The 20740-nt window shown below is 34.5% G+C and carries 20 protein-coding genes; 12 read left to right on the top strand and 8 right to left on the bottom strand.

Annotated elements, in window-relative coordinates:
* The first annotated feature begins 8 nt into the window (after nt 1–8).
* The 6 genes from DFQ05_RS03560 to DFQ05_RS03535 all read left to right on the top strand — a co-directional run bounded on the left by DFQ05_RS03560 (nt 9) and on the right by DFQ05_RS03535 (nt 5148).
* Nucleotides 9–503: a DUF6787 family protein gene (locus tag DFQ05_RS03560; protein WP_132703626.1), complete on the top strand. Its 495-nt coding sequence runs from the start codon at nt 9–11 to the stop codon at nt 501–503.
* Nucleotides 500–832 carry a hypothetical protein gene (locus DFQ05_RS03555; protein WP_241974202.1) on the top strand — a complete coding sequence of 111 codons (333 nt, stop codon included), beginning with the start codon at nt 500–502 and terminating at the stop codon, nt 830–832. The genes DFQ05_RS03560 and DFQ05_RS03555 overlap by 4 nt, the downstream gene beginning before the upstream one ends.
* Before the next feature lie 72 nt (nt 833–904).
* Nucleotides 905–3304: a TonB-dependent receptor gene (locus DFQ05_RS03550; RefSeq protein ID WP_132703624.1), complete on the top strand. Its 2400-nt coding sequence runs from the start codon at nt 905–907 to the stop codon at nt 3302–3304.
* A gap of 19 nt (nt 3305–3323) precedes the next feature.
* A complete protein-coding gene (locus DFQ05_RS03545) occupies nt 3324–3878 on the top strand; it encodes a type 1 periplasmic binding fold superfamily protein (protein ID WP_132703622.1) in 555 nt (184 codons plus the stop codon).
* Between the two features lie 6 nt (nt 3879–3884).
* Nucleotides 3885–4352, top strand: coding sequence for a DMP19 family protein (locus DFQ05_RS03540; RefSeq protein ID WP_132703620.1), 468 nt, complete (start codon nt 3885–3887; stop codon nt 4350–4352).
* Nucleotides 4353–4386: 34 nt separating this feature from the next.
* A complete protein-coding gene (locus DFQ05_RS03535; RefSeq protein ID WP_132703618.1) occupies nt 4387–5148 on the top strand; it encodes a CDP-alcohol phosphatidyltransferase family protein in 762 nt (253 codons plus the stop codon).
* Nucleotides 5149–5153: 5 nt separating this feature from the next.
* Here the strand turns inward: DFQ05_RS03535 and DFQ05_RS03530 are convergent, their stop codons facing one another.
* Nucleotides 5154–5423: a hypothetical protein gene (locus DFQ05_RS03530; RefSeq protein ID WP_132703616.1), complete on the bottom strand. Its 270-nt coding sequence runs from the start codon at nt 5421–5423 to the stop codon at nt 5154–5156.
* 168 nt (nt 5424–5591) lie between these two features.
* Here DFQ05_RS03530 and DFQ05_RS03525 point away from each other — a divergent pair, with 168 nt between their 5' ends.
* Nucleotides 5592–8060, top strand: coding sequence for a DUF5916 domain-containing protein (locus tag DFQ05_RS03525; protein WP_338419698.1), 2469 nt, complete (start codon nt 5592–5594; stop codon nt 8058–8060).
* 34 nt (nt 8061–8094) lie between these two features.
* Nucleotides 8095–8757 (top strand): ABC transporter ATP-binding protein, encoded by a 663-nt coding sequence (locus DFQ05_RS03520; RefSeq protein WP_132704152.1) that lies wholly within the window; start codon nt 8095–8097, stop codon nt 8755–8757.
* A gap of 4 nt (nt 8758–8761) precedes the next feature.
* Here the strand turns inward: DFQ05_RS03520 and DFQ05_RS03515 are convergent, their stop codons facing one another.
* Nucleotides 8762–10039, bottom strand: a complete 1278-nt coding sequence (locus tag DFQ05_RS03515; RefSeq protein ID WP_132703612.1) for an ammonium transporter — start codon at nt 10037–10039, stop codon at nt 8762–8764.
* A 198-nt stretch (nt 10040–10237) separates the two neighbouring features.
* Between DFQ05_RS03515 and fumC the strand changes: the two genes are divergently transcribed.
* Both fumC and hutI read left to right on the top strand, forming a co-directional pair.
* Nucleotides 10238–11635, top strand: a complete 1398-nt coding sequence (gene fumC, locus DFQ05_RS03510; RefSeq protein WP_132703610.1) for a class II fumarate hydratase — start codon at nt 10238–10240, stop codon at nt 11633–11635.
* A gap of 199 nt (nt 11636–11834) precedes the next feature.
* On the top strand, nt 11835–13073 hold the full coding sequence (gene hutI, locus DFQ05_RS03505; RefSeq protein ID WP_132703608.1) for an imidazolonepropionase: 1239 nt from the start codon (nt 11835–11837) through the stop codon (nt 13071–13073).
* Nucleotides 13074–13139: 66 nt separating this feature from the next.
* On the opposite strand, the gene DFQ05_RS03500 is transcribed toward hutI, so the two are convergent.
* A complete protein-coding gene (locus DFQ05_RS03500; protein WP_132703606.1) occupies nt 13140–14024 on the bottom strand; it encodes a chromosome partitioning protein ParA in 885 nt (294 codons plus the stop codon).
* A 96-nt stretch (nt 14025–14120) separates the two neighbouring features.
* Here DFQ05_RS03500 and DFQ05_RS03495 point away from each other — a divergent pair, with 96 nt between their 5' ends.
* Together DFQ05_RS03495 and DFQ05_RS03490 are read left to right on the top strand one after the other, a co-directional pair.
* Nucleotides 14121–15149: a formimidoylglutamase gene (locus DFQ05_RS03495; RefSeq protein WP_132703604.1), complete on the top strand. Its 1029-nt coding sequence runs from the start codon at nt 14121–14123 to the stop codon at nt 15147–15149.
* Nucleotides 15130–15594, top strand: coding sequence for a GNAT family N-acetyltransferase (locus tag DFQ05_RS03490; RefSeq protein WP_132703602.1), 465 nt, complete (start codon nt 15130–15132; stop codon nt 15592–15594). The genes DFQ05_RS03495 and DFQ05_RS03490 overlap by 20 nt, the downstream gene beginning before the upstream one ends.
* Here the strand turns inward: DFQ05_RS03490 and DFQ05_RS03485 are convergent.
* The 5 genes from DFQ05_RS03485 to DFQ05_RS03465 form a co-directional block, all read right to left on the bottom strand.
* Nucleotides 15591–15992 (bottom strand): hypothetical protein, encoded by a 402-nt coding sequence (locus DFQ05_RS03485; protein WP_132703600.1) that lies wholly within the window; start codon nt 15990–15992, stop codon nt 15591–15593. The two genes, DFQ05_RS03490 and DFQ05_RS03485, sit on opposite strands and share 4 nt — an antisense overlap.
* Nucleotides 15993–16160: 168 nt before the next feature.
* Complete coding sequence (locus tag DFQ05_RS03480) at nt 16161–17816, bottom strand: SulP family inorganic anion transporter (RefSeq protein WP_132703598.1); 1656 nt, start codon at nt 17814–17816, stop codon at nt 16161–16163.
* Between the two features lie 64 nt (nt 17817–17880).
* Complete coding sequence (locus DFQ05_RS03475; protein ID WP_132703596.1) at nt 17881–18372, bottom strand: lipocalin family protein; 492 nt, start codon at nt 18370–18372, stop codon at nt 17881–17883.
* Nucleotide 18373: 1 nt separating this feature from the next.
* Nucleotides 18374–20062, bottom strand: coding sequence for a hypothetical protein (locus DFQ05_RS03470; protein WP_132704150.1), 1689 nt, complete (start codon nt 20060–20062; stop codon nt 18374–18376).
* Between the two features lie 109 nt (nt 20063–20171).
* Nucleotides 20172–20720, bottom strand: a complete 549-nt coding sequence (locus tag DFQ05_RS03465; protein ID WP_132703594.1) for a hypothetical protein — start codon at nt 20718–20720, stop codon at nt 20172–20174.
* Nucleotides 20721–20740 lie beyond the last annotated feature (20 nt).

The following is a 20740-nucleotide window of genomic DNA, read 5'->3' as shown; positions in this document are numbered from 1 at the left end:
AAAACGCTATGGAAAAATTTAAAAAACGCTGGGAAATCACCGAAAATTGGCAACTTCTTTTTCCAATCGCAGGGATTGTAGCTTTAGGGTATTCGTCCTATAAAATTTCAAATACTATCGTTGGCGACTTTGGTTTATTTGCCTTAGTAATTTCAACGATGGTATTATTTTTTGTTTTATTAAAATTTACCTTATTTCTTTTCAAAAAACTTGAAAACAAATGGATTCTCGATGCCAAATGGGAAATGATTCGTGTTTTTATTGTATTTGCCATCACTGGTAGTTCTTCTATGTTTATTGGCAGACCAATAATTAAACTCTTAGGAATTACTAAAGAAAACTTAAACCCTATACTCTATTGGGTTTTATTTATTATCATTGGGCTAATTTTTTACCAAATTCTTTTAGTTACCTTTGGATGGCTATTTGGGCAGTTTCAATTTTTTTGGAATTTTGAAAAGAAAATGCTCAGACGATTTGGTTTAGGAAGATTTATAGATTGAAAGACTTTAAACGACATATCATAGCGCGCCTGTCGGCAGTGTTACTAGTTATGGCTATACTTGCGCCATCTATGGTGAAGTTTGCCCATGGATTTCAAAATCATGAGCACGAAGTCTGTTATGGTAAATCTAAGTCACATCTGCACGAAATAGACATAGATTGTGATTTTTATAAGTTTAAACTCAATAATCAATATGTTCATAAACTAAAACAAATAGATGTTTTAGAGTTAGAGCATCATCTTGAAGACATCACTTCACAATATCACTTTGTCAGTGATTATCAAAGACTACAGTTATCTCTTAGGGGACCACCACTAAGCATATAATCTCAGAATTGTTTGGATAGGCTTTATTATTTAACTAAGTCTCTTAAAATTGGTTGTCACTTAAACTTAAGTATGAAATATCTTTCGCTGCTCTTAGCAGTAGTATCTTTTTATAACAGTTTTTCTCAGAATTGTAATTCAGTTTTTTTAGGAGAGCTCACGGATTATCATGATAAAACACCTATAGTCGGTGCTACAGTGTATATTAAAACTTTAGACAAATACACCACTTCCGACTTAGATGGTAAATTTAAAATTGAAAATCTTTGCAATGGACCATTGACCTTAGTCATAACTCATGTTGCCTGCGAAACTAAAACACTAAATTATAATGTAACTGGAGATTTATTTCGGGAAATTGCCTTAGAACATCATATCGAAGAACTCAATGAGGTTTCTGTAAAAACTAGTGCAACAAAGAAAGCGACGGTAACAGCACAAGAAACGCTTATTAAATCTGATGCTTTAAAAAAGTATAGTAGCTTAAGTTTAGGAGATGCACTAAAAGAGGTTCCAGGGATATCATCTATAAACACAGGGAATACTATTGTAAAACCAATGGTAAACGGTATGCACAGCAGTAGATTACTTATTATAAATAATAATGTAAGATTACAAGACCAAGAATGGGGTATTGAACATGCACCAAATATTGACATTAACTCTGCTAAGCAAATATCTGTTATTAAAGGCTCTGGTGCGTTAAGATATGGTGGCGATGCTATTGGAGGCGTTGTTGTATTAAATCCTGCTAGAGTAATATTAAGAGATACGCTTTACGGTTCTACTACAATAAATGGACAAACTAATGGTAGAGGATATAATATAACCTCTTCATTAAATAAAACATTTAAAAGTGGTTGGTTTGCCAATATCCAAGGAACAGCAAAACAGAACGGTGATTTTGAAGCTCCTGATTATACCCTTACTAACACGGGTTTAAAATCCCAAGGATTTAGCGTTAATGGCGGTAAAAAGAAGTTTGAGTCAGGATTTGAGGTGTTTTATAGTTTCTTGAATAATGAGATTGGCATACTAAGGTCATCACATATCGGAAATGTTGAAGATTTGGTAGATGCCATTAACTCTCAACAACCTTTTATTGTAGAAGACTTTAGCTATGATATTAATTCACCAAAACAAGAAGTAACACATCACCTTCTTAAAGGTTTATATTATAGACGCTTCAAAAATTTTGGAAAAGTAAGTTTGCAGTACGATTACCAAAACAATCAACGTTTTGAATTTGATGTAAGAGTTGGTGACGACAGAAATAAGCCAGCCTTAGATTTAAACCTACAGACACATTCTGTATTAGCAGATGTTGTTTTAGATAATAATTTAAGGCGAAAAATAAGTTTTGGGGTTCTAGGTCGCTATCAAAATAACTTTGCCAATCCGGATACTGGTGTAAGACGATTAATTCCTGATTATGATAAATACGATTTTGGAACTTATGTCACTACCGAATGGGTCTTAAATGATGTATTAACATTAGATGCTGGACTACGGTACGATTTTAATCGTATTGATGCAAAAAAATTCTATCGGACATCACGTTGGAATGAACGAGGCTATGATAGTGACTTTTCTGATATCGTCATTGAAGATTTCGGCACTCAGCTATTAACGAATCCTGTATTTAATTATCATAATATATCTGCTTCTACTGGAGTTAGGTATAATTTAAATGACGTTAGTTATCTACTTGGAAATTACGGCTTGTCTAGTCGACCACCAAATCCTTCAGAGTTGTTTAGTGATGGCTTACATCATTCCGCAGCGCGTATAGAGCTTGGAGATTTAAGGCTAAATAAGGAAATTTCAAATCGTGTATCGGTATCCTATAATTTGCAAAAATCAAAGTATAGTTTAAATGTTGATGCATTCCTTAATAGAATTAACGATTTTATGTACCTAAGGCCAGACAGCGTTGAGCAAACGATTAGAGGTGCTTTTCCTGTTTGGGAATTCACACAAACTAATGCATCATTTTTTGGAATTGATTTGGCATCGACGTATAATTTTTCAGAGAATTGGACTTGGTCAAATATTTCTGCTTATGTAAAAGCAGATGATTTGTCCCAAGACAGACCTTTAATTGATATTCCTGCCTTTAATACGAGGAACGCTATAATATTTAATAAGCCAGAATGGAAGAATTTTACGGCGTCGTTAACCTCGGAATGGGTGTTTGAGCAACAAGAATTTCCAGATTTCAATTTTGAAACACTTATTGCTTCAACTAACGAAACTGTGTTAGTAGATATTAGCACACCTCCACCAGGATATCATCTGTTACATCTTTATAGTGAAGCGACTTTTAATATATCAGACAAAACCAAATTAAATGTAGCGCTTAGCGTTAATAATTTATTAGACACTAACTACAGAGCCTATCTAAACAGATTACGATATTTCGCCGATGATTTAGGCCGAAATATCATGCTACAATTACAATTAACTTATTAAATTTTAAACCAAAAAAAAAATGAAAACTTTAAAATACACATTCGCCTTATTAGCAATAACTCTTTTTACCGTATCATGTTCTGACGATGATCCAGTAATAGTAAATGAAGAAGAAGTTATAACTACAATGACTGTTGAGCTTGTTGCAACTGGACAAACAACAGTAACTTTAAGAACTCGCGATTTAGATGGTGATGGCCCAGACGCGCCTATAGTTTCTGTTTCAGGCCCATTGGCAGCAAATACAACTTACACGGGAAGTATTGAACTACTTGACGAAACTGATTTAAACGATGTAGACAACATTACTTTAGAAGTTGAAGAAGAAGACGAAGAGCATCAATTTTTCTTTACCTCTACCGTAGGAACTGTGGCATATGCAGATGCTGATGCTAACGGTAATCCTGTTGGTTTAAGTTTTACGTTAACTACTGGTGCTGCTGGCTCAGGAAATTTTACAGTTACATTAAGACACGAACCTGTTAAAGATGCTGCTGGCGTAAGTGATGGAGATATTACAAATGCTGGTGGAGAAACAGATATAACAGAAACTTTTCCTGTGACGGTACAATAGCCTGTTATGACCGAAATTGATTTTGCCTTAAATCAAAAAAGCGATACCGACAAAATTGAATTAGTTGGTACAGTGTTATGGAATAAGGCTAATGAAGTAGGTCATTTTACAAAACTTTCTGAAGCCGAAAAGGTCTTTGTTTTTATTGATATTTTTGAAAGCGAAATCAATAGAAACGGTCTTTTCGGCTTTTTTTATAATGCCTCTGGCAAATATGCTCACGAGGTGTTGCAAGCATTTCAGACCATTGGAGCGAATGAAACAGCGTTTATAATTAACGATGCTATAAAAGGTTTTGAAGTCTTACCTGTTCCTAAGGATATTCTTTTAAGACGTCAAATTATCATCAAAAGAAAATTAGCTTTAGAAAATTTCTGGTCTAAACTCGATGATGCACTTATAAATGTTAGTGAAGACATTGTTACGTTATTGATTGCGTATATTGCAGCTCGAAAAACAGACTTTCAATATTGATATATTTCAGCAAAATGTATTCTGTTTAATTTAAATGTCTAAATTACCTACAGCGCATAAATTTATTGACCTTTCAGACTACGGAAGACCAGCAGCAAGAGTTATATCCAAAGCTCTAAAAAATACAAGTTTCACGCCTATTCATGTTACTATTGGCTTTATAATATCTGGTTTAATCGCCACAATTTGTATACTCCACAATATGTATTGGCTAGCCGCTTTTTTTCTTATTTTAAAGTCTATTCTAGATGCTGCCGATGGTGAATTGGCAAGAATAAAAAATACACCATCCTATACTGGGAGATATTTAGACTCCGTATCAGACATTATTTTAAATGCCATTTTTCTATTTGCTATTTATCAAATTACAGATACAAATATTTGGTATATACTTATAGCATTTATTGGCATTCAGCTTCAAGGTACACTTTACAATTACTATTATGTTATTTTAAGAATGCGGTATAATGGCGATACAACTAGTCGCATTTTTGAAGAAAAAACACCAAAAGCCTTAAAGGGTGAAAAACAAAAAAATGTAAATATCTTATTTAGACTTTACAGATTACTTTATGGACCTTTTGATAAAGCTATTTATACATTAGACCACAATGCGCCACACGGAAAAACATTACCAAATTGGCTAATGACCATATTATCTATATATGGGCTTGGTTTTCAGATTTTAATAATTGCGCTATTCTTAGTTTTAGGTTTAAAACTATATATAATCCCCTATTTTATTATAACTACGGCGTTTATTTTCGTCATTATAGCCATACGAAAATCTTTATAAGTTATCTAGCTATTTTTTTTAGATGTAATCAAATATGTATAAATCCACATAAGTGTAAAGGTTGGCACAACATCACTAAAAGGAAAGGCTTCTTCTACAAAAGCTATTATACCTGCTACACGGCCAGTTTTCCCTTTATAAAGTTTTGTCATTATATATCCAGATAGTGGTGCCCAAATAACATCCGAAAGTTCTCCGACACCAGGAATTACAAACGAAAGATAACCTACGCCATCAAGGAGCAGGCTTAAAAAAAGTTTAGTGTATTTATTCATTTAAAATTTTAAAAATTAACTGTTTTACTAAGAACAAGAAGTGTTCCAAAAAATATTTAAGTCATTTTGACATTTATTAAGCATTCTTTTAACGTTTAATTAAGAGCCGTAATCTACCTTGCTTAGTAGCTTTGCGGCGTTGTTATTTTGAAACTAAACACTTAAGTCATCAAACTATCTTATTCATTAAATATTAAGATTTTTATCGTATGCATTACAGTTATAGCATTTAGCTTTAATAGTTTTGGGCAAGACAAAAAAAGGTTAAACATTACGCGTACCTCGATAGCACCAAAAATAGATGGTATTCTAAATGACGAGGCTTGGAAAACTGCTGAAATTGCAACTGACTTTATCTCCTTTCGACCAGAAATAGGTATTCTGGAAAACAAAGAACAGCGTACAGAAGTAAGAATGACGTACGATGACCAAGCGATTTATATTTCTGCTTATTTATATGACGACCCCGATAAAATGCTTAAGCAACTAACAGCAAGAGACGATTTTGGGCAGTCAGATTTTTTTCTTGTGATTTTAAACCCTAATAATGATGGTCAAAATGACACACTTTTTTTTGTGTTTAGCTCTGGTACACAAGCAGATGCTGTAGCAAATCCAACATTTGGCGAGGATTTTGGGTGGAACGCCGTTTGGGATAGCGCCGTAAAAATGCAGGATGATGGATGGACTTTAGAGATGAAAATTCCATACAGAACACTACGTTTTGAAAAGCAAGACGAACCGACTTGGGGCATACAATTTCATAGAGAATTTAGGTATAACAGAGCAAGATATACATGGAATCCGCTAGATCCTACACAAGGTAATCCGGGATTATATCATGGAGAACTTAAAGGACTAAACAATATAGAGCCGCCTCTTAGGCTTAATCTTTACCCTTTTACCACAGGAATTGCCAGCACTTTTGACGGCGAAAGTGAAACCGATATTCGTTTTGGGATGGACTTAAAATACGGAATTACAGAAAATTTCACTCTAGATGCCACGCTTATCCCAGATTTTAGTCAAGTTGGTTTCGATAATTTAGAGCTTAATTTAGGACCATTTGAACAAACCTTTCGAGAACAACGCCAATTTTTTACTGAAGGCGTTGATTTGTTTTCTAAAGGTGGTCTATTTTTCTCTCGAAGGATAGGAAGTGCGCCTGTTGGTCAATTAGACTTAAATGAAGGTGAACGATTTAATAGACCCAGCACAACAAAGGTTTTAAATGCTATTAAAGTATCAGGACGTACACCAAACGGTCTTGGGATAGGTGTTTTAAATGCTATCACAGAAAAAACAAGTGTTGCTATTGTAGATGAAGATAACGATGTGGTTAGAAATGAAGTTATCGAGCCTTTTACCAATTACAATATTATTTCCATAGACCAGCAGTACAATGGAAATTCTTCAATAAGTCTTATTAATACTAATGTACTTCGCGAAGGGTCTTTTAGAGATGCCAATGCAACGGCTGTAGTGAGCAACTTTCAAAACAAAAGAAACACTTACAGAATTGATACAGAATTACGTATGAGCCATGTTAACTTTCAGAATCAATCTGCAGAAACAGGGTTTAGTAGCTTTCTGTTTGTTGGAAAAACCCACGGTAATTTTAGATACAGTTTTGATCATAGATTTGCTGATACAAAGTATAATATCAATGACTTAGGTCTAAACCTTAGAAATAATCGAAACGATTTTGGAGCTGATGCGTCTTATGAAATATTTGAACCAACAGAGAAACTAAATACCTACAGGATAAATACTTTTGTAAATTATAGACGGATTAACGATCCAAATCGATTTGCCAGATTTAATTTTGGGGCTAATTATTTTGCAGTCTTAAAAAAATCCTTAGATGCTTTTGGCTTTAACTTTAGAATGAGTCCTGGAAAACAATATGATTTTTTCGAATCTCGGGATGGAAGACCTTTTATTTTCGAAAATTTTGCACGCGTAGGTGGTTTTTATTCTTCAAACTATAACAGAAAATTTGCTTTTGATGTTAACTTTGGTATCGCAGATATTTTTGAAGATGGACGTGATTTCTTTTCATACGAGTTCGAGATTTCACCTAGATACCGATTTAACGATAGTTTTTTATTGATTTATAATCTTAATTACGATAATAGCCTAGGACAACGTGGCTATGCAACAGAAATACTAGACAATCCGATTTTTGGAGATAGAAATAGATTACGTATAACCAACACCATTAGAGCAGATTATACCTTTAATCCTTTTCATGCTTTGTCATTAAATTTTAGACATTATTGGGATACGGTAGCGTATGATGGACGTTTTTTTACACTTAAAGACAATGGTCGTTTAGAACTGACAAATCTAACAAGGGAAAACTTGAGTAATGACCCAGACATAAATTTTAGTACTTGGAACATTGATTTAAGTTATTCTTGGCAATTTGCGCCTGGTAGTTTTTTAACAGCTCTATATAGAAACCAACTTTTTAACATTAACGACAATGCAATGGATGGTTTTGGAGACAGTCTAGACAATCTATTTATGCAACCAGCATTACATAACTTCTCACTTCGACTTCAATATTTTATAGATTTTAATGGCATAAAATCTGTTTTCAAGAAAAATAAGCAAGTGCCATTGCAAGGCTAAGGGATAAATAGTATTTTCACGGTCTATGGCGGCGATAATTACAGTAAAACATATCTATAAATCTTATAAGGATTTACAAGTTTTAAAAGGTGTAAACCTTTCAATTAAGGAAAGCGAAATAATATCTATCGTGGGTGCCTCTGGAGCAGGTAAAACAACTCTGCTACAAATATTAGGTACCTTAGATAAACCTGATTATAAAGATGATACTCAACTTATAATCAATAACACCGCTATTAGTCAACTTAATGACAAAGATTTAGCCAAGTTCAGAAATACTAATATTGGTTTTATCTTTCAGTTTCATCAATTATTACCCGAGTTTACAGCATTAGAAAATGTTTGCATTCCTGCTTTTATAAATAAAACACCAAAAGCCGAAGCTGAAAAACGAGCAAAGGAACTTCTCTCGTATTTAGGATTATCTGAAAGAATACATCATAAACCTAATGCAATGTCTGGTGGTGAACAACAACGCGTGGCGGTGGCACGCGCGTTAATCAATAATCCAAAAATTATATTTGCAGATGAACCTTCAGGAAATTTAGATAGTGAGTCTGCAGAGCAGTTACATCAGTTGTTTTTTAAACTTCGTGAAGAATTTAAACAAACGTTTGTTATTGTAACCCATAACCAGGAATTGGCGGATATGGCTGATAGAAAATTAACTATGGTTGATGGTACAATAATCGACTAAAATTCTATTCTACAGTTTCACCATGCTGACTAATATCCAGTCCTCGCTCCTCTTGGTCGTCTCTAACACGCATTTTTAATAGCTTATCAACTAAAAAGAACAGTAAATAACTTCCTCCAAACGTAAATATTGCTGTAATAAATAAAGCAATGATGTGATAGTAGAAGGTTTCTGTCTCTCCGTAAACCAGTCCAACATTTGCAGCAAAAACAGCTGTTAAAATCATACCTACAACACCGCCTATACCATGCGAAGGAAACACATCCAACGTATCATCAATACTTGTTTTGTTCTTAAGGTGAATCATCCAGTTAGACACTATCGAAGCAACAAAACCAATTAAAATAGACTGCCCAATATTAACAAAACCAGCTGCAGGTGTAATTGCTACTAAACCAACAACAGCTCCTATACAAGCACCAACAGCAGACATTTTGCGCCCCATAAAACGCTCGTAAAACAACCAAGCTATCATTGCTGTGGCAGAAGCAACATTGGTATTTGCAAAGGCAATAACCGCATCGCCATTTGCTCCAAGCGCAGAGCCCGCATTAAATCCAAACCAACCAAACCAAAGCAATCCTGTGCCTAAAATAACATATGGCACATTAGCTGGACTTTCTTCAGCTTTTTTACGCTTTCCTAAATAAATTGCCCCTGCTAAAGCAGCAAACCCAGCTGACATGTGTACTACTGTACCACCTGCAAAATCTAAAACACCCCAATTTCTAAGCAATCCATCAGGATGCCAAGTCATGTGTGCTAGTGGGCTATAGATTAATAAGCTAAAAAGCACCATAAACAATATGTAACTTCTAAAACGAATTCGGCCAGCAAAACTTCCTGTAATTAATGCAGGCGTAATTATGGCAAATTTTAGTTGAAATAATGCATACAATAAAAATGGAATAGAATCCGAGAAATTAGGATTTGGTTCTATCCCAACATCTTTAAAATTAAGGTATGTCAATGGGTTACCGATTATTCCCCCAATACTATCTCCAAATGCCAAGCTAAAACCAACCAAAACCCAAAGTACGCTGATTACACCAAGTGCAACAAAACTTTGAAGCATCGTAGATATGACATTCTTCTTATTTATCATACCACCATAGAAAAAAGATAATCCAGGCGTCATAAGTAAAACAAAGGCACTCGCCACAAGCATCCAAGCCGTATCGCCTTTATCAATTGTTGAAGATAGTTCTTGATAACTCGTAGCCGTAAAGGCACAAAAAATAACAATAAGTGTTAAGACAATGAAGTTGATTTTCTTTCCCATTAGACGTGAGAATAATTTAGTTAGTATTAGCGAAGCAAATTAGTTTTTATGCAATTGAAAATCAATGTGAATTTCATAAAAATAGATTTGAAATTTTTAGAATTCCATAATTTGTATTTAAATTTTTCAAGAAGATTACTTATCAAAAATGACTTGTAAATCGTACTTTTGTAGTACTACAATTAAACACAATTCAACATGAATTACAGAATAGAAAAAGATACAATGGGCGAGGTAAAAGTCCCTGCAGATAAACTATGGGGTGCACAAACAGAACGCTCTAGAAATAATTTTAAAATTGGTGCTCCTGCATCAATGCCGTTAGAGGTCGTGTATGGTTTTGCTTATCTAAAAAAAGCCGCGGCGCATGCTAACTGCGAGCTTGGCGTTTTAGAAGAAAGTAAACGCGATTTAATTGCGCAGGTATGTGATGAAATTTTAGATGGAAAACATGACGACCAATTTCCATTAGTTATTTGGCAAACAGGTTCTGGTACACAAAGTAACATGAATGTTAATGAAGTTATTGCCAACCGTGCCCATCAAATCGCAGGCAAAGTTATTGGCGAAGGCGAAAAAACCATTCAACCTAACGATGACGTGAACAAATCTCAGTCATCAAATGACACCTTTCCTACCGGAATGCATATTGCTGCCTATAAAAAAGTTGTAGAAACAACTATTCCTGGAATCATTCAACTTAGAAATACGCTTCATAAAAAATCTATTGAATTTAATGACGTAGTAAAAATTGGGAGAACGCATTTAATGGATGCTACACCTTTAACCTTAGGTCAAGAATTTTCTGGTTATGTATCGCAATTAGACCATGGTATCATTGCTTTAGAAAATACGTTAAAACATCTTAGTGAATTAGCACTTGGCGGAACGGCTGTTGGCACAGGATTAAACACGCCAGCTGGCTATGATGTTCTTGTTTCAAAATATATCGCCGATTTTACCAATCTGCCATTTATTACAGCAAAAAACAAGTTTGAAGCTCTTGCAGCTCATGACGCCATAGTTGAAACGCATGGTGCTTTAAAGCAAATTGCCGTATCCTTAAATAAAATAGCAAACGATATAAGAATGATGGCTTCTGGACCACGTTCCGGTATTGGAGAGATTATAATTCCTGCTAATGAGCCAGGCAGTTCAATTATGCCTGGAAAAGTAAATCCAACGCAATGCGAAGCCTTAACTATGGTTTGTGCCCAAGTTATGGGTAACGATGTGGCTGTTACGGTTGGTGGTACCCAAGGTCATTACGAGCTAAACGTATTTAAGCCAATGATGGCTGCTAACCTATTACAATCTGCTCAGTTAATTGGTGATGCTTGCGTTAGTTTCGATGAGCACTGTGCGTCTGGCATAGAACCAAACCATAAAGTCATTAAGCAATTGCTTAATAATTCGCTAATGTTAGTAACAGCTTTAAATACAAAGATTGGTTACTACAAAGCTGCCGAAATTGCCAATACAGCACATAAAAATGGTACGACTCTAAAAGAAGAAGCTGTTAATTTAGGCTATGTATCTGCGGAAGATTATGATAATTGGGTAAAACCAGAAGATATGGTAGGAAGTTTAAAATAATTGCCGTTTTTTTACTCTGAACTCACTTCAGAGTCTTAAGAAAAACTATACTCAAGATGCTGGAACAATCCCGAAGCTTCCGGACAGCATGACATAAAATTATAACTGCCAGTTCAATACTATTTGAGGTGGCAGTTTTTTTTAAGACCATCTTTAATTTTTTGTAACTTTAATTTTTTCAACTTTAAAATGTTAGCCTTTGTCTATTCTCATTAAAAATATAAAACAACTTATTCAGGTTCACGAAAACAATGTTTTGATTGTTAAAGGTAAGGACATGAAAAAACTTCCAATCATTGAGAATGCCTATCTATACATACAAGACGATACTATTGTAGAATTTGGAACTATGGACTTTTGCGAAGGTATTGATGCAGAAACAGTTATTGATGCCACAGGAAAGATTGTTTTGCCATCATGGTGCGATTCTCATACACACATTGTTTATGCTGGTAATCGCGTGTCTGAGTTTGTAGATAGAATTAATGGATTAAGTTATACCGAAATCGCTAATCGTGGTGGTGGCATATTAAATTCTGCAAAGAAACTTCAGAATACCTCTGAAGATGAATTGTATAAGCAATCTGTAAAGCGATTAAATGAAATGATTTCTATGGGTACTGGTGCCGTAGAAATTAAAACAGGATATGGTCTTACAGTTGAAGCCGAGCTTAAGATGCTTAAGGTAATTCGCAGAATAAAAAGGGATAGCTTAGCAAGAATCGCACCTACCTTATTAGCCGCTCACGCCATTCCATCAGAATATAGACAAGACAAAACATCTTATGTAAACAAAATAGTTAAAGAGCTTATCCCTAAGGCATCTGCGCTTCGTATAGCAAAGTATATAGACGTATTTTGTGAAGAAGGTTATTTTTCTGTTGAGGATACTAAACAGATTTTAGAGGCTGGTAAGAAACATGGTTTTATTCCAAAAATACACGTAAATCAATTTAATATTCTCGGCGGTGTAGCGCTTGGCGTAGAACATAATGCGCTTTCGGTTGACCACTTAGAAGAATTAAATACCGACGATATAAAAGCCCTTAAAAATAGTGATACCATGCCAGTAGCATTACCCGGTTGCTCCTATTTTTTAGGAATTCCATATACACCAGCGCGCCAAATTATTGATGCTGGACTACCACTTGCTATCGCGACAGACTATAATCCAGGGTCTTCCCCAAGTGGTAATATGAATTTTGTTGTAAGCTCTGCTTGTATAAAATTAAAAATGACTCCAGAAGAGGCTATAAATGCAGCTACTATAAATGGTGCTTATGCTATGGGCTTTAGTAACATGTATGGAAGTGTCACACGAGGAAAAAAAGCTAACATAATCATTACAAAACCAATGGATAGTTATGCTGAAATCCCTTATGCTTTTGGTCACAATCCTATTGATACTGTTATTATCAATGGGCAGCTTTGGACATAAAAAGCCTGAAGCAGTTCATCTTTGCTTCAGGCTTTTTAAATAAACTAACCAACCAAATATTAATTTTTACTTGAGTGTAAACTCAGATGTAGAAATTAAATCTTTTTCGTTAAATACATTTACAACATAGCGTCCTTTTTCGAATTTCTCGTCCTCGTTTGGCGCTACAAATTCGCAAATGTTTAAGTTTCTATTTTCGTAGTTAAATCGACTAATTAAACTGTAGTTTAAAACTTTGTCTTCAAACTCCACTTGGTTGTTAGCACCTAAAACATTGTTTGATGGGTCAATGATTTGCACATATAACTCTTTGTCACCAGCTTCTGCTAACGTGTTACGTGCAACAGTATAACATATTCTAATTTTATCGCTTCGTCTAGCACGTTCTGTTGGAATTAGCTTTCCGCTACTTCTTTCGATAACACCAAAGCCTTTAAGACCAATGGTTTGTAATGCACCTGCATCTTTTACAACATCTGCTAATTCAGTGTTTTGAACTAAAAGAGAGTCTGTAAACGCAGAACGCTCTGCCAATTGTATTTGTGTGCTATCTAGTGTCGTAGCCAACAACTCATTTTCTACTTTTAAACGGTCGTTTTCTTTAAGCAATACATCCATTTCTTCTTGTAAAGCCATATATTTCTTTCTGTATCTCCATAAGCTATTAACGCTATTTTGCGATACTTTTAAAGAATCTATAAGACCTTGTATGCGCTCTCTTGCTTGTACAAGCTTTTCGTTAGCGATTTCATTTTCGCCAATTGCAGCATCGTATTGCTTTGCCATGACATTTAGGTCGTTCATTACCTGATTTTTCTGACTTAGCAAGTCTTTCTCCATCTCATTTTTCTCACTGTACACCTTGGATGCATAAAATCCGGTTCCTAAAAATAAGGCGAGTAAAATCCCTAAACCTACCTTAAGACCGATGTTGCTGTTTGTGTTACTCATAATTCTTGTTTTTAAGTTATTTTTAATTCTGTTTTTTCGTTTGTTTCAATTTTGATATCAGATTAAACTGTACTTTTAAATCAAATTTTAGCTGAAATGCAAAATCTAATCCTATTTACGTTTAATACCCTAAAAAAGTTTACGAAAACTCGTAAAGGTGAAACCAAATTTGGTGAACGTGTTCAGTTGATATCCAACTTCAATAATAATTACGAAGACATTGCTGCTTTGGATGTCGACTATGTTATTTTTGGTGTAAGTGAAGACATTGGTGTTATAGCAAACTACGGAAATACAGGAGCTTACAAAGCGTGGGAAGCCACTGTAAAAGTTTTGTTAAACACACAAAATAATTCGTTTTTGGATGCTAGTCGTGTTCTTATTTTAGGTCATTTAAACTATTCTGAAGCACTTAATCAACTAAGAAATGAAAATTTATGTAAGAAAGAACGCATTGCATTAGCTAGAAAACTAACAGAGGTTGTAGATAAAGATGTAACACATCTTGTGTACTCTATCGTAAAAGCTAAAAAAACACCTATTATTATTGGTGGCGGTCATAACAATGCGTATGGAAACATTAAAGGCAGTTCGCTGGCATTAAACAAAAAAGTCAATGTTGTAAACTTAGATGCGCATCACGATTTTAGAGCCTTAGAAGGCCGGCATAGCGGTAATGGCTTTAGCTACGCTCACTATGAAGGTTTCTTAAAAAACTACTTTATTTTTGGACTACACGAAAATTATATTTCTGAAGAAAACCTGAAAGCCGTTAGAGATACTCAAGGCATTGAATTTAACACATTCGAGGATATTTCAATTAGAAAACAATTGCGATTTTCAAAAGAGCTTAAGCGCGCTAAATCTCATGTAGCTACAACTAATTTCGGAATAGAGATTGACTGCGATGCCATAGAAAACATGCCAAGTAGCGCAATGACTCCAAGTGGATTTTCTACAACTAAAGCTAGAAAATTTGTTACTACATTTGCTAAGGAAACTAACGCCACATATCTGCATATTTGCGAAGCTGCACCAGATAAAAAAAACGACAAAAAAGTCGGAAAATTTATTACTTATTTAATTACCGATTTTATAAAAGCACATGCAAATCGAAATAATTAATTACCATCCTAAATACGCGAAGTTTTTCTACGATTACAATATCGAGTGGCTTCAAACCTTTTTTTACGTAGAACCTTATGATGAAGAGGTATTAAGTAAGCCTGAAAAATATATAATTAATAAAGGCGGTCATATATTTTTTGCAAAACAAGGTGAAACCGTTTACGGAACAGTAGCCTTGATGCCTACAAACGAAAAAGGAATTTTTGAATTAACAAAAATGGCAGTTTTAAAAAACGCTAGAGGTAAAAAAATAGGTCAACGATTATTGCAACACTGCATTGATTTTGCAAAGACTCAAGGTCTAGAAGCACTGATGCTCTATTCTAACACCAAACTAGAAAACGCCATTTACCTTTACCGAAAATATGGATTTAAAGAGCTAGAATTAGAAAAAGACAATCCTTACGAGCGCGCTAATATTAAGATGCTCTTATTATTTTAGTCCACATTCACTTCTTCACAATGCTTACCATAATTGTAACACGTTATTATTGCAGTGCCTTTTAATAATTCTTTTACCTCTTGATTGTCTGGATAAATCGCGTATGCAAGTTTGAATTCTGAATAAGCACCTAGACTATTACCATTATCAAACCTTCTTTTACCTGAATTTATTAAAAAGTTAAAGGCAGAATCATCTTGGGATTTTCTAATTTCAATTAATTCATAAGAGAGATTGTGCTCGTATATTCTCCATTGATTAAACATTTTAATAAGTATAAAAAAACCTAAGATAACTATACTAAATCTTATGATATAGTTTTGTTTAGTGTGAGAATATTGAAGCTTAAATTCCCATTGATATTTAGGTAAGACAGTAAAAGAACCTTTCCGATTCATGGAAAATGGCTTTCGAGGACGCATTGAATAAATCCATTTTTGTAAACCAAACCCCATATAACCCATAATAATCTCTTTTTATATAAGTATAAAAAGCACTAAAAGAGTTACTGTTTTTCTTAGAAAAAATCTCTACTATTATAGTCTATTAGTGAGGTGCTACTAAATCTAAATATTGTACTGCCGCTTTAAGTAGTCAAAAGCATCGTTGATATTATCGAAAATATGCGCTTCTGAAATTAAATCTGGTACAATATCAATGGAAATTAGTTTGTCTTTAGGTTGCTCTTGTACTGCGGTTAAAACGACTTCTACACCACGTTTTTCCAAATCTAAAATCGCATCTTCCATTGCATATAATCCCGATTGGTCGATAAACGGCACGCGGTCCATCCGAATTATTAAAGCTTCAACCTGTTCTGGAATATTTTTTATTTCATCTTGAAAATGAGATGTAAAACCAAAAAACAAAGACCCGTATAGGTGTTTTATATAAACTCTATCCTTATATTTTTCGTAAAATTCTATTTCGTCCTGCCATGGTTTCTCACCGTCAAAACCTGCTAAAGTACCGACTTGCATACCTTTTTCGTTAATATCGCTAGAACGTTTCATAAATAATAAAGATGCTAATAAAAGCCCAACACCGACAGCTTGTATTAAACTTCCAAAAGTTGTCATAAATAAAACTAAAATCAGTACAAAAGCATCTGCTCTAGGCACTCTTAATAAGTGCTTTAATCCTTTGGTATCTATAATTTTAAAACCTATTGGAATTAAAAGACCGGCTAAAACAGCTAACGGAATATAGCCTGCCAATGTCCCTAAACCAAGAAGAACCGCTAATAAGACTAATCCGTGAGCAGTTCCCGAGACACGTGTTTTTCCTCCTGAATTTATATTAACAACGGTTCCTTTTGTCGCGCCAGCTCCTGGAATTCCGCCAAAAATAGCAGCAATGGCATTTCCTATACCTTGACCAATTAATTCGCGATTACTATTGTGCTTGGTCTTTGTCATATTATCTGCAATGACAGAAGTTAATAAGGAATCTATTGAACCCAAAACCGCCAGAACCAATGCATATTCTAAAATAAGACCATAAGCACTAGAATCAATAGTAAGTAGGCCTTCAAGTTGTAACGATGGTAAACCTGATGGTATATCACCGATAATTGGAACATCCCATTGCAAAAAATAACTAGCAACAGATGCTAAAATAAGTGCTACCAAAGCACTAGGAACAGCTTTTGTTATGTATGGAAACACATAATATATTACTACGGTTAATCCCCCAAGAACTAAGGCTTGCCAATTAAAATCTGTAAATAGGCGTGGTAAATCTTGCATTACAAGCCAAGTTGATTTTTCTGAAGATAACCCCGCAAAAGGAAACAACTGAAGTATAATTATAATAAGTCCAACACCGCTCATAAATCCAGAAACTACTGGATATGGAAAGTATTTAACGTAACTTGCAATATTTAAAAACCCAAAAATAATTTGAAAAAGACCACCCATTAAAAAGGTAAGCACAATTATAGGCATAGCAACTTCTAAACTACCAGTTAATTCAATAGCCGCAATAACTAAAGCGGCTGATACTACTGTCATTGGCCCTGTAGGCCCACTTGCTTGCGTAGCTGTCCCTCCAAAAATGGCTGCAAATATGCCAACGGCAATAGCGCCATATAAACCAGCAGTTGCACCTAAGCCAGATTGTACACCAAAGGCTAAGGCTAATGGTAAGGCTACGACGCCAGCAACTAATCCGCCTGTTAAATCACCTTTTAAATTTTTTAAATCGTAATATTTTGAAATCATCCTAGTAATGGTTAGTTAGTTAATACATAGAAATATATTGAAATCAATAGATTAGAAAGTGTTCTTAGTTATGAAAATTTCTTCCTTCTACCTTAACATTTTCAGGCACCAAATAATCGGTTATAAAGCGACTTGTATTTGCAAACTGCTTATGCCTAAATCTTACAACCAATAAGGAATCAGATAAGTCTAATATCTTAAAAAACTTATAGTCCTTTTCTTGATTGAGCAATTCTTTTACCTTATCGCCTTTAAACTTTATATAGCTTCCATTTTCATCAGTGTAAAAACTCCAATCAACATTCATAGAATCTCCACAATCCCTATTTAAAGCGTTGTTATCGGTAGTTGTTCCGTTATCATTATAAGTTACTCGGTAAGATAAAAAACAATCTCCCATATTCATACGATAATCGCCATTATATCGCTTTGCCAACATCCACGTTTTTGAAGAATTATTAGTCAATAACGCATTGGCATTAGACGGTAGTTGAAATTTATCTTCTGAACAAGACGTAAAGAGGATTATTAAAATTAGAATATAATTTAACTTCATATTAATTATTCAAAGCCTTTAAAGAATCTAATTTTCGCTGAAGTGCTTCAATTTGCTCAGCATTATCATTGATTTTGGGTATGATTTTTAGAGAATCTAAAGATTGTTGTATATCAATTTCTGGCTGTGGCTTTTCATTAAAATAGTAACCGATGCCTTCTTCGGAACGCCAAGCTTCATTTAATTGTTCATAGATGGATTTATCCCAAGTACTTGGATGTTTTACATCTATCCAAACCACATCTCTATACTCACTATCTACCAAGGCTAAGTCTGGTGTAGCAGAACCATCGAATTGCCCTTTTTTATTAATTGCTGAAACCGTTCCTAGGAAAAATAAACGCTTACGACCTGCAATATCTTTAATATACGGTCTAAACTCAACAGGTTTATTTGCATCCCAATCGAACTCCTTTCTTGATTCTACAATTTTTAATGGCATCGCAGAAACGCCTGCATATCCTTGTTTTTTTGTTGCATGGTCGTAATAATAGAGTTTATCTGTACCATCAGCAGGTATAAAAACACTATAACTTAGACTTGTACGCTCGTCACCAACAGGCTCTAGTCCAAACCAGTGATATAGACCACTGTAAGCGTTGGTATTTGTACCAGCAAAATCGAAATCTGTAACATAAGGTTGTTGATTTTGGTCAGCTGGCATTTCAGGAATTTTTACAGCAGTTTCCATATTCCATGGTAAAGGATCGCTAAACCCGCCTAAAAATTTTAAAGACTCAGCTTGCAATTGCGATACCTTTTCAGATAGAGTGTTCTGCTTTGTTAAAAATGGGTAATTTTTTAATTCAGATGGACTAACAAACGTACCTTTACCGATAGTAATTCTTTCGATATAATCATTAAAATCGTGTTCGCCATTGTCTATAATCATCACACCTCCAAATGTTGGATAAGGAAAAAAGAAGCCCTTCCACTTAATTAAGCTAACGACTTGTACCCAATCGCCTTTGTCGTTTTTCATATAAAACGTATCGCTAGGCTCGTAATTAAATAACATCCAAGGATTAAAACGTTGAACCACGGCATTGTATGTGTTACGGCTAAACTTTAAAGTTTCGCCTATAGAAAATGTTACTGGTATGCGATTCTCGTTAGAAAAGCGCGGAAATGGTGTTGTACTACTTACGGAGAAAACCTCTTCGGTATTATCGCTAATACGCTGCATAATATACTTTTCACTTGGCTGAATGGCCATCGTCCATTTATTTTCATCATCTACTCTAACCAAATGTGGTAGTGATACATCTTTGGTCTCTCCTACGCTTTCGTTTGCCATAGAAAAAATGTTCCGTAATGGCTGAATACGCTCGTTTTGTGTCAATGGAAGCTCGTGAATTTCAACTTTATTTAAGTGATTAAATACGTTGTAGGTTTTCATATAATCGTACATACCGTAATGCCAACCAAAAACGTATAATATCCCAAAAAACAATAGTAGTAAACCTAAAATACCCAAACGTGCCGCAGTACTTGCCGTTTTTCTAAACTTTCGTAAGCCTAGAACTAGAATAACTAAACTAACGACTATTACAAAAATGAATTTTCTTAGAAACAATAATGCTGGCTGATAGTCGTCTCTTAAAATAAACAAGAGAATAAATAAAACTATACTGAGAATTACAGTAATGATTTTTTGTTTACGTCCTTTTTTCCAGTAAGATTTTATCATTTCTAATATTTTGTCATTCTGAATTAATTTCAGAATCATTTTCAAATTACTTATTCATTAATGTGAGATGCTGAAACTAGTTCAGCACAACAACGTCTTCAAGTTGTTGTCACATTAACCCTTTATCTTTTAAGCGTTCTCTGGCTGATTTTTCTTCTTTATCTAAAGTTTCTTTTGGCTCTGTCTTAATCTCTTTTTTTGCCTCTTCTACTGCCTTTACATCTTTAGTTTTTAAATCTTGTAATAAGTCCTTACCCTTTTCTACAGCATCGTCAACTAAATCGCTAATAGAGTCACTTTTCTCTTCAATAACTTCAGTAGATTTTATAACAAAACTAGCTAAATAGGTACCTATCAACGTTCCCGCTGCAAATGAAGCGAAAGCTGAAATACCATTATAACTAGAAAAAACGGCTATTGGTGTTAGAAACTCCACAATTAGGGCTGCTACCAAAACTAAAGTTACAACAAATATGATACGAGGTAGAATGCCTTGTTTATAGACAAAGCCTTTAGGGTCATCTGGTGACATCTGAAGCTCTTTGCTATTTACAATTTTGTTTAGCATACGGTAAGCACCATTACCATTAGATTCTCTCCAATACAAGAAAATTCCAAATAATATAGCGGCAATAAATATAACGAGTTCTAGTCCCATGGTTGATACATTTGTAGTTC

It is taken from the genome of Winogradskyella wandonensis (genome assembly GCF_004346845.1).
Classification (GTDB): domain Bacteria; phylum Bacteroidota; class Bacteroidia; order Flavobacteriales; family Flavobacteriaceae; genus Winogradskyella; species Winogradskyella wandonensis.
Note: the sequence above shows the minus strand (reverse complement) of the source record. Positions and strands in the feature narration are given on the sequence as shown.